The sequence below is a fragment of the Streptomyces sp. NPDC048269 genome (assembly GCF_040652395.1).
In the GTDB taxonomy this organism is placed as follows: domain Bacteria; phylum Actinomycetota; class Actinomycetes; order Streptomycetales; family Streptomycetaceae; genus Streptomyces.
This window is the reverse complement of sequence record NZ_JBEZLW010000130.1, coordinates 1-1,080: the sequence shown is the minus strand read 5'-3', so window position 1 is coordinate 1,080 and position 1,080 is coordinate 1. Positions and strand designations below refer to the sequence as shown.

Annotated in this window: 1 pseudogene; it reads left to right on the top strand. The window is 68.5% G+C overall.

Going from position 1 to position 1,080, the window contains the following annotated elements:
* Positions 1–66: 66 nt before the first annotated feature.
* Positions 67–1,080 (top strand): annotated as a pseudogene (locus tag AB0D48_RS37445) (IS3 family transposase); the annotation flags it as partial.

The window sequence follows — 1,080 nt, the reverse complement described above, 5'->3', positions numbered from 1 at the left end:
GGGCCTTGACCCCTGATGTTGAACACACGAGACACTGGATCCTGAGGATCTGAGAACGGACATCTCGTGGTCATGAAGAACTACCCGCCGGAGTTCAAGGCGGACGCGGTCGCGCTGTACGAGTCGCGGCCGGAGGCGACGATCAGGTCGGTCGCCGCCGATCTGGGGATTAACCCGGAGACGCTGCGGAACTGGGTCCGGGCAGCCGGAGCGAGTCGGCCCCGCGGGCGCCGGACGCAGAAACCGGCCCAGCCGCCGGCCCCGCTGGAGGCAGAGAACGCAGCTCTGCGGAAGAAGGTCCGTGAGCTGGAAGAGGAACGCGAGATCCTGCGGAAAGCGGCGAAGTATTTCGCCGGGGAGACGCGCTGGTGAACCGCTTCCAGTGCGTCGCCGACCATCAGCGCCGCTACGGCGTGAAGCGGCTCTGCAGCATCCTCGGCGTCAGCCGCTCGAGCTTCTACTACTGGCGCCGGACAGCCGCGGGCCGGTCCGCCCGGCAGGCAGCCGACGCGAGGCTCACCGTCCGGATACGGGCCGTGCACAAGGAATCGGACGGCACTTACGGAGCCCCGAGAATCACCGCCGAGCTCCGCGAGACGAGCGGAGAGGCGGTCAACCACAAGCGGGTCGCCAGACTCATGCGGGCGTCCGGGATCGAAGGAGTCCGGTTGCGCCGCCGGCACCGCACCACCGTCCCCGACCCGGCCGCGGCCAAGGCACCGGACCTGATCGGCCGCGACTTCACCGCCGAAAACCCGAACACGAAGTACGTCGGAGACATCACCTACCTGCCCATCGACGGCGGGAAGTTCTGCTACCTGGCGACCGTCATCGACCTCGCCTCGCGCCGTCTGGCCGGCTGGGCGATCGCCGACCACATGCGCGCGGACCTCGTCACCGACGCCCTGGCCGCAGCGATCCGCACGCGCGGCAGCCTCGCCGGATCGATCATGCACACCGACCACGGAGCCCAGTACACGAGCAGGGCATTCGCCGAAGCTTGCAGGTCAGCAGGGGTCCGTCGAAGCATGAGCGCGGTCGGGTCCAGCGCGGACAACGCACTCGCCGAGTCCTTCAACG